Raw genomic sequence first — 9,170 nt, 5'->3', positions numbered from 1 at the left:
CGGAATGAGGACTTGCAGCGGAAAGCCCGGCCCGCAGGGACACGCCCCAATTTTTAAAAAAAATGCGTTCCCGGCAGGCTTTCAGGTTATTTTTTTAGGGGTGTTTTTTTGCGTACTACGGCACCCGGCAGGTTTTTTATCCCCATATTATAGAGCGTAAAGGCCTGCACATCGGCTATTTCGGCAATGGTTTGCGCTACTGATTTGCCCGCGCCGTGCCCGGCATTAACGCCAATACGTATCAGTACAGGGTTAGGGCCGGCCTGCTTGTCCTGCAGTTCGGCCGCAAACTTGAAGCTGTGGGCCGGCACCACGCGGTCATCATGGTCGCCGGTAAGGATCATGGTCGCCGGATATTGTGTGCCTTCTTTTACATTGTGTACGGGGGAGTAGCCTTTAAGGTAGGCGAACATTTCGGGGCTGTCGTTTGCCGTGCCATAATCATAGGCCCAGCCGGCGCCCGCGGTAAAGGTGTGGTAGCGGAGCATGTCCAGCACGCCCACTGCGGGCAGGGCCACTTTCATGAGGTCCGGGCGCTGTGTCATGGTGGCGCCTACGAGCAAGCCGCCGTTAGAGCCGCCACTGATGGCCAGGAAAGCGGAGGAGGTATATTTTTTGGCAATGAGGTATTCGGCCGCGGCAATAAAATCGTCAAAAACGTTCTGCTTTTTCATTTTAGTGCCGGCCACGTGCCAGGCTTTGCCATATTCGCCACCGCCCCTGAGGTTGGCAACGGCATAGATGCCTCCGTTTTCGAGCCACACGGCATTACCGATGCTGAAAGATGGCGTAAGGCTTATATTGAAGCCTCCGTAACCGTACAATAGAGTTGGGTTTTTGCCGTCCAGTTTTGTGCCTTTTTTGTAGGTAATCATCATGGGTATTTTAGTGCCGTCTTTTGAGGTATAAAATACCTGCTCCGAAACGTAATCAGCAGTATTAAAGTCTACTTTTGGCTTTTGGTACAGTGCTGACTTTCCGGTTTGCGGGTCAAAGGAGAATATGCTGCCCGGGGTTATGTAATTGGTAAAGGTGTAATAGAGGGTTTTATCTTCTCTTTTCCCTGCAAATCCCCCGGCCGTGCCCAGCCCCGGCAGCCGTATTTCGCGGATTTCATTACCGTTGTAATCATATTGCTTTACAATTGAAACGGCATCTTTCATGTATTCCGCAAAAATATAGCCGCCCCCGGTAGAAGCGGTGAGTACATTGCCTGTTTCAGGGATAAGGTCTTTCCAGTGTTTCCGGTGGGGCGTGGAAGCATCAGTACTGACAACTTTGTTGTTGGGCGCGTTAAAGTTTGTAGATATATACAGGGTACTACCCTCATTGCCTATGACTGTATGGTCATTGTCAAAGTTATCCACCATTTGGATGATTTTGCTGTCCTGCTGCGTAAGGTCTTTCAGGTACAGTTCATTCCCTGATGTGGAGTTGGCCGCCGAAATAATGAGGTAGCGGTTGTCCTTTGTCACATAGCCGCCTACATACCTTCGCTTGGTATCCTGCCCGAAAACAAGGACATCGTCTGATTGTAGTGTACCCAGCTTGTGGTAGTAGAGCTTGTGCTGGTCGGTCATTGCCGAAAGCTCACTACCCTTGGGTTTATCATAACTTGAGTAAAAGAATCCTTCGTTCTCTTTCCATGAAATACCACTGAACTTGATATCTACCAGTTTTTCGTCAATAATCTTTTTGGTGGCTACATTCATTATAAAAATCGTCCTCCAGTCGCTTCCGCCTTCTGATATTGAGTAGGCCATAAGGCTGCCGTCGCGTGTGAATGCCACATCACCCAAAGACGTAGTGCCATCGGCAGAAAATGTATTGGGGTCAAGGAAAATTTCCTCTTTCCCTGACGCATCTTTACGGTATAGTACGGACTGGTTTTGCAACCCGTTATTTTTAAAGTAATAGGTATATGCGCCTTCCTTAAACGGGGCTGAAATTCGCTCATAGTTCCAGATTTTTTGCAGCCTTGCCTTTATCGCGCCCCGGTAGGGTATCTGCCCCAGGTAGCGGAAAGTAACTTCATTCTGGGCTTTTACCCATTTTGCCGTTTCTTCGGAGCGGTCATCCTCGAGCCAGTAATATGGGTCTTGAACCACGGTGCCAAAATACGTGTTTGATACGTCTGTTTTTTCCGTTACGGGATATTGTATAGTTTTTTTATCCTGCATCTGCGCATGTAGTGTTAGGGTGCAAATGGCCACTGTTGCCGTAAGTATTTTTTTCATACTCTCCTGGTTGGTTTTAACAAATATATCAAAAAGGGCAGAACTAGGTAAACAGCGGGGTGTATTTCTGCCTGTGCTTGTACAGCAATATAACATTTAGCGCCACAACCAGTATGGCGGTACCTATAGACGGCACGTCCAGAAAAAGGTGGAACAGCAGGATATTAAGCGATAACGGCAACAGTAAAAGCAGCGCAAAAGGCACCCATTTTTTGATGAGCAGGAGCAGCCCGATCACTATTTCAAAAAGGGCAATAATTACCAGGACATAGCCTGTGGCATGAAGCGAATGTATAAAATCAGCGGCGGCAGGGGATGGTTCGGGCAGGGGAATAAACGGGTAAAGCTTATTAACCCCGAACACTACAAGGATAAGGCCGAGCAGTATCCTTACGATTTTGGTAAACTGTGAATTCATATGCTAAAAATTTAAATTTTTCGGTACTTGTGCGCCATAAATTTAAAAAATTAATTCACAGTTTGTTAATACAGCGTTAATAAAAAGCTGCCCCGAAAAATGGCCTGCCTGCAGGAGCCGCAAAAAAAACCACCTTCGGGGCAGCGATGTATTAAGGGGCGGTTACCGAAACCGGAAACGTCACCTGTGCGTCTGTGCTGCCTCCTGCGTTGGTAATATCACCCTGGGCAACACCCTGCGCATTCTTGTTTAACTCGTGGCGCAGTGCTATGGTAAGGGTTCCCGTGGCAGGGGCTGAAGCTGCGGTATAGGTAAAGGCCAGCCCTATAGGCTTGTTGTCAGTATCGCTATCGGCATAGGCAAAACTCCCTATGTTTCCGTTCCGGATAAAGAAAAGCTGGTGTTCAGTGCCTTCTTCTTCAATTTCTTCGGTAATGTTGCCGGCAGGTGACTGGAGTTCATTTAAAAATGTTACAGAGCCATTATACACCACACCCGTAGTAAAGTTGCCTGATACCGTTACTGTAGGTGCGCCCGGGCCGTCATCATCAAGGTCTTTTGACGTTAGGACTATTGGAGCACCACCGCCAGCAGGTGTGAATGTAGCGGTTACGGTAGTGATCACTTCCTCCTCGTTAACTACCCTGGGAGTATCGTCATCACTGCATGAAGGCAAAAACGCAATGGATGAAAACATTAAGAGCATAATTTTTACTTTTTTCATGATTGTATAAAATTTAAATTAATAATTCAGTTTTAGTTGCAGCTGCAGGTTCCTGCAGGGTTCATCGGCATAAAAGCGCTGGCGGTTGAGGTAATCACGATAGGCGGTATTAAAAATGTTGTGTATGCTAAAGTTTACCGAGGCGATAGTCTTAGCCAGCCTGAACTGTACACCCGATGTGAAGTGAACCAGGTGGTAACCCGGGGGCGGGGTACTGATGTCAACAAGTACGGGTAACAGCTCTCCATTTACAGGTACATCGGCGGTAAAATTATTGTCAGGGTAACGCCCCTGCCGGAACACCGCTTCGCTGCGCAGTTCCGCAAAAAAGTTCTCCCTGCTGCCGGTATAGCGAATGGTATTTACTACCCTTAGGGGCGGCATGTCTATCAGCGGCTCATCATCTGTTGTGTTAGTGGCGTGCAGCCAGGACAGGTTGAGCCTGTGTGTAAAGCCCATACCCATATCCCATTCCGTATTTATATCGGCACCCGTGAGCACAGCATTGGCCTGCCGGTAATTGTACACGGGAAACGAACCTCGTATAGTAAACTCAATCCCTGAAGGCTCAAGGTAAATGAAGTTGCTTATGTAATTAAGGTAAGGCGTGGCTTCCATACTGAAAGTACCACTGTTATAAAGCCCGGTTACCGAAAATTTATACGCCCTTTCCTGCCTTAAACCCAAATTGCCCAGTTCTATGGTGGCATTGCTGTGGTGCAGCCCATCACTGAAAAGCTCTGCCGGATTAGGGTTGCGCACCGCCAGCCCTGCGTTTGCCAGCAGCTCAAGTGGCCCACCCATCTTTTTCCGTATTCCCAGCCCCGCCGAAATATTGTGGTAGGTAAATTCAGGCTTTGTAAGCCATTGCGTACCATAATCGGCTACTACAAAATGGTCAAACCGCCCATTGTAACCCAGAGCGTCCCAGCGTGTTTTCTGGTAAAATTTATCGGCTTCCATCCGTGAAAAATCATACCGCAGGCCTGCTTCCCCTGTCAGGCTGGCACTGAAATTGTGCGACACGGCAGCGTAGGCCCCAGCATCGGTACGGGTATAATTGGGTATCAGCGGCCGTACTCCTGTATCAGGGTCTGCCTCATTATCCTGCAACAGGGCGCTCAAGCCAGCCTTGTAAGTCGTTGCCCCCTGCTGCCTTTTCCAGTCGGCATTAAAGGAATGGGTAAGCAACGCCAGGTCAAGCGCGGGCACATCACGCAAAGCCCCACGCCTTATGTCGTATTCTTTTCTTTGGTTGAGCTGTAGCGCATATTGCAATGACAATTGTGCACTGCTGCTAAATTTGCGGTTAAAACCGGCTTTAATAAAGTGGTGGCTAATCTCCTGCCTCGGCACATCAATATCATATGTAAACGGTGCAGTTACATTGGGACGCCCGCTGTTTATGGAGCTGACAAGGTCGGCCGTGCTTTCGCTGTGCATGGTCCGGGCTATGCCTATTGTTGTAGCATAGAGCGTATAGGCCAGCGTAGCATCAAAAGCCGGCCTGCTCAACCGGACATCTCCGGCAAAATTGGTTTCCCTGTTTCCGGTATTGGCCAGTACATAGTCCGGCGCTTCCCTGTCGCCCAGGTATTTCAGGGTACCGGTAGCGTTCCAGGCCCAGCCATTTTCGGCCCCTTTATGCAGGCTGGTTGTGAGGGTGCCTCCCCAACCATTAGTATCAAGCGTGAGCAGGCTCCTGCCCCAAAGCGTATCCTTAAGCACCTGTACCGGTTCGGCAAGCACCAGCCCGCCAACGGCATCGCCGCCATATTGCAGGGCTGTGGCACCTTTAACCACGGCGATTTTGCCCACAGCGTTAATATCAATATTCGGTGCATGTTCCATACCCCATTGCTGGTCTTCCAGCCTTATGTTGTTGGTAATGACGGGAACCCTGCTGCTATGCAGCCCGTTAATTACAGGCTTTACTATGGTACTGCCTGTCCGCAGGGCGCTTATCCCCGCTATTTCGGTAAGGGCATCGGCAAGCGTAGCATTGCTGTAGCGTTCGGCAGTTTCTTTTTTCAGCCTTTTTTCACGTATGGGGCTTTCAGCCGAAGCCGCCCGGTTTACTACCACCTCCTGCAGCTTTGTAGTCTGGGGGCGTAACAACGCGTCAAGCACCACATGTCCCGAAATAGTAATAATAGTGTCAAGGCTTTTGTAGCCAACGTAAGATATAACCAGCCGGTGGCTCCCTTCGGTAAGCCCATTTATTTCATAATAGCCGTCCGGCGCGCTTGTGGCGTGCAGCTGCCCGGTATGTATATGTGCCCCGTCAAGCGGTTGCTGCTGCGTGGTCAGTACCCTTCCGCTAATGCTCTGCGAAAAGGTACACCAGCACCCTGCCAGCAACATGACAGGTATGATTGCGTAAAGTTTCATGATGGAATGTATTGATATGTTAGCCTGGTGCCATAAATGCACAGGCCGTCCCGGTAAACAGAACATGTAGTGTGCTACATCAATACAGGGGGTGCGCGCAGCGCAAAAAGGCTTCCGGCAAACGAGGTATTGCCCTCAATGCTGGTAAAGCTGTAAGGTATGGGTTTGAAAGGAAAGCTGAGGGTAAGGAAAAACTCCTGTGGCGCCACAAAAAAATCGAAGTGGAAATCACAGGTGCCGCATTCTCCCTCTTCATGGTTGTGCCCGACGGCGCCAAAGTGCTTAGCTTCTTTCTTACGTTCATGATGGCTGTGCCCTCCGGCATGCTCATGGCTGAAGGCATGAAAAGACCTGTACGCTGTGGTTAGCAGCACAACAGCCATAAGCACGAGGTTAAATAAGGCAAACTTTCTTTTCATGTACTGCAAAGGTAGCACAAAAAGGGAATTAAAATGCAATTGTGTTGCATTTAACAGTTGAACTAAGAATTTAAAAAAATATCACACCCTTTCCATAAGGACAATAGGCAGGTTAAGTAGAAAATCAATCAACCCCGCATCAAGCGGGAAGGAAATAAAAGCCCTAACAAAAGAAATCAATTGGATTAGGAACCATTTTGGCAATGATTATTTTAGACAAAATCCTCAAAAGAGCCAATAACCAAAAAATTGAAGTAATCATTGCGGTAGAAAACTCAAAAACCAATACGTGAGCTAAGTTGTACCCAAGGCCTATAACGTTACCGCCCAGGAATAACGAAAATTAACATTCACAAATGCAATCACTAAATGCCGCTCAAAAGATTTAATTTCTTTTTTGGAGCTATTTCCTGCTGTCCGCTATATCTCCCCGCCGCAAAAGCGAGCGGCGGGGAGGATGCCGCTCCCATCAGGGCTAAAACCAATTCACCGCGTAGCCACCTGCTGGTAAGCTATGCCAACAGCTTTTACGGCCCTGCTTCTTTTTATGGCAGGTTTATTGTGCCACAGGATGCGCCGCCCTGTACAGCTTCAGTTCGCCCCAGCTGAACTCATCGCCATACTGCTCCTTAAGCGGGCTCAGCGAAACATCGGTATACCCCTCAAATATTTTTGCCAGGGCGGCAATCCTGTCCTGTGGCAGCACTTCGGTAAGCGCCACATGCCCTGCCTCAATCAGTTTTGCCAGGTGTCCCAGGATAGTATTCTCCGTAAGCTTGCGGGCCGCGGCAATATCTTTTACCGACATTTTACTGCGCCACAGCTCCAGTGTTTCCTCCAGCGTAGTTTTCTTTGGTTCCTGCGATTTTTTCTTCTTCTTCGGGGTGTACCGTTCCAAAGTATATCCTTCCGGCTCTTCCTCAAGCAAATTAGCCGCCTCAGGTTTCTGTTTCCTTCGTAGGGCCAGCAATATGTCATGTTTGTACGACAGTACCCCCGGCGATAAAAGATGCTCTCTGGTAATTTCCCTGCCCGAAATTACCGTTTCCATCAGCAGCTTTGCTTTCATGAGGCGGGTAGTTGCAGCTATCTGCAATTCCTCAAGATCAGCAAGTTCTTCATAAAAACCTTTTGCTTTCTTTAGCCTTTTTATCTCTTCCATGGTTTCCAGGATGCCTCTGGCAAGGCTGTCCATCACGGGGAAAAAATAATTATAGGCAGCCAGCACCCTCTGGTTTATAAAATCCATGTCAGCAGGCCGGTTGCTGAAAAGCTTTTGCAACTGGGCCACAAATTTACCCGAGGCATCCAGCAGGCCGTGTATGGCATTGTCCTGCCGCTGTGCCCATTCCCTGTACTTTGATTTAAGCGATTTGAAGCCTTCCTGCACATATCCGGCGCGGTGGCGCTGCCAGGCAGTAGCAAGCCCTCCCCAGGAAAAACTGGCTGTAAGGTATCCGGCAATAAAATTTACAGTTTCTTCCCGAAGGGAGTGCTCCAGGTCATTGTCATCAGGTTTTGCACTGGCGTAGCCCATCACCTCAGTATCGCTGGCAATGCCACTCCTGCCTATCGGGGAAAGCAAAATAAGCCCTTCTAACGAACGTAAGCGCGAAAGCGCCACATATGCCTGTCCCGGCTGGAAAACATTCGTTACATCAAGCGCAGCCTTGTCAAAGGTAAGGCCCTGGCTTTTATGTACGGTAATAGCCCATGCCAGCCTTAGGGGGTAATGCACAAATGTCCCCAGCACCTCTTCTTTAATCTCTTTGGAATTGTCATCAACAGAGTATTTTACATTTTTCCATTCGTACTTTTCTGCCTCAATAGTGATTCCTTCTTCCGGGAAATGTACCAGTATCTCTTCCTCTGAAAGTGATTTAATGATGCCGATTTTACCGTTGAAATAGCGTTTTTCGGGGGAAGGGTCATTTTTTATGAACATTACCTGCGCCCCCTGCTTAAGCCTTAGCGACTCTTCAACGGGGTAGGCCCTGTCCGGAAATTCGCCTACAACATCAGGCCTGTACACATATTCTTTTCCATCAAGCGCTTCCAGGGCGGCCGAATTTATGGCGTCAGCCTTTGCATTGTGTGTCGTAAGGGTAATGTAACCCGGGCTTTGCATTACATCAAACCCCGGCTTTGCAAAAGTGTTCAGCACTTCTATGTCGTCCTGTGTTACAATGTTGTCCCTCAGGTTGTTGAGTATGCCGATAAACCGGCTGTCGCTCTGGCGGTATATTTTTGTAAGCTCAATATACAACGGCGGGTTTTGCTGTACTACATGCGAATGGAAGAAAAATTTCCCTTTGTAATAGTTTTTAAGCACCTCCCACTCTTCATTTTTTACAACAGGCGGTAATTGCAGCAGGTCGCCAATATAAAGTACCTGTACCCCGCCAAAAGGCTTTTCATTGCGCCTTGTGCTCCGCAATGTATAATCAACAGCGTCAAGCAGGTCGGCCCGGAGCATACTCACCTCATCAATGACCAGCAGCTCCATGTTTTGCACAACGGCCTGTTTGTCAGCGCGCATGCGGAAGTGGCGGCGAAGGCTGTCCCTGGTTTCAAATTTTACGCCGCCCTCCGAAAACTGCATGGGGAGGTTATGGGCAGGGATAAAGCCCGAAAAGGGCAGCTGGAACAGGGAATGTATGGTTACCCCGCCGGCATTAAGCGCCGCAATCCCTGTAGGGGCTGCTACTACTACATTTTTATGGGTAGTGCGTAGTATTTCCTTCAGCAGCGTTGTCTTGCCGGTGCCAGCCTTGCCGGTAAGGAATACCGACCTGTTAGTCTGGTTGATAAATTTCAGGGCATACGCGGCGGCAGTGGAAAGCTGTTCCATGGAAAAAAATTACCGTACGAAAATAAGAAAATTTTCTTAGCGGCTTTGCCTTGCTTCATAAAAAACTATTTTTAACTCCCCGGGTTAAGTACACGACAAAAATTGTATTAAATTAATTTCCAGCTTATTG

At 48.6% G+C, this 9,170-nt stretch carries 6 protein-coding genes; all 6 read right to left on the bottom strand.

Annotated features, from left to right (window positions below):
* Positions 1 to 86: 86 nt before the first annotated feature.
* The 6 genes from CHU92_RS02155 to CHU92_RS02130 all read right to left on the bottom strand — a co-directional run bounded on the left by CHU92_RS02155 (position 87) and on the right by CHU92_RS02130 (position 9,040).
* Complete coding sequence (locus tag CHU92_RS02155) at positions 87 to 2,237, bottom strand: prolyl oligopeptidase family serine peptidase (protein WP_094412143.1); 2,151 nt, start codon at positions 2,235 to 2,237, stop codon at positions 87 to 89.
* A gap of 43 nt (positions 2,238 to 2,280) precedes the next feature.
* Complete coding sequence (locus CHU92_RS02150) at positions 2,281 to 2,655, bottom strand: DoxX family membrane protein (RefSeq protein ID WP_094412141.1); 375 nt, start codon at positions 2,653 to 2,655, stop codon at positions 2,281 to 2,283.
* Between the two features lie 151 nt (positions 2,656 to 2,806).
* The gene (locus CHU92_RS02145) at positions 2,807 to 3,379 is read right to left on the bottom strand and encodes a type 1 periplasmic binding fold superfamily protein (RefSeq protein WP_094412139.1); all 573 of its coding nucleotides are present in this window, start codon (positions 3,377 to 3,379) and stop codon (positions 2,807 to 2,809) included.
* 18 nt (positions 3,380 to 3,397) lie between these two features.
* Positions 3,398 to 5,770, bottom strand: a complete 2,373-nt coding sequence (locus tag CHU92_RS02140) for a TonB-dependent receptor (RefSeq protein WP_094412137.1) — start codon at positions 5,768 to 5,770, stop codon at positions 3,398 to 3,400.
* Positions 5,771 to 5,844: 74 nt separating this feature from the next.
* Complete coding sequence (locus CHU92_RS02135) at positions 5,845 to 6,189, bottom strand: hypothetical protein (RefSeq protein ID WP_094412135.1); 345 nt, start codon at positions 6,187 to 6,189, stop codon at positions 5,845 to 5,847.
* Positions 6,190 to 6,745: 556 nt separating this feature from the next.
* The gene (locus tag CHU92_RS02130; protein WP_094412134.1) at positions 6,746 to 9,040 is read right to left on the bottom strand and encodes a helix-turn-helix domain-containing protein; all 2,295 of its coding nucleotides are present in this window, start codon (positions 9,038 to 9,040) and stop codon (positions 6,746 to 6,748) included.
* Between the last annotated feature and the right edge of the window lie 130 nt (positions 9,041 to 9,170).

The organism is Flavobacterium cyanobacteriorum (genome assembly GCF_002251835.1).
Classification (GTDB): domain Bacteria; phylum Bacteroidota; class Bacteroidia; order Flavobacteriales; family Flavobacteriaceae; genus Flavobacterium; species Flavobacterium cyanobacteriorum.
The sequence above is the reverse complement of the archived record's forward strand: the minus strand, read 5'-3'. Positions and strand labels throughout refer to the sequence as shown.

Excerpts from the sequence above, each read along its gene's own strand:
- CHU92_RS02155 (WP_094412143.1), bottom strand. The coding sequence starts at position 2,237 with ATGAAAAAAATACTTACGGCAACAGTGGCCATTTGCACCCTAACACTA.
- CHU92_RS02130 (WP_094412134.1), bottom strand. The coding sequence starts at position 9,040 with ATGGAACAGCTTTCCACTGCCGCCGCGTATGCCCTGAAATTTATCAAC.
- CHU92_RS02135 (WP_094412135.1), bottom strand. The coding sequence starts at position 6,189 with ATGAAAAGAAAGTTTGCCTTATTTAACCTCGTGCTTATGGCTGTTGTG.
- CHU92_RS02145 (WP_094412139.1), bottom strand. The coding sequence starts at position 3,379 with ATGAAAAAAGTAAAAATTATGCTCTTAATGTTTTCATCCATTGCGTTT.
- CHU92_RS02140 (WP_094412137.1), bottom strand. The coding sequence starts at position 5,770 with ATGAAACTTTACGCAATCATACCTGTCATGTTGCTGGCAGGGTGCTGG.
- CHU92_RS02150 (WP_094412141.1), bottom strand. The coding sequence starts at position 2,655 with ATGAATTCACAGTTTACCAAAATCGTAAGGATACTGCTCGGCCTTATC.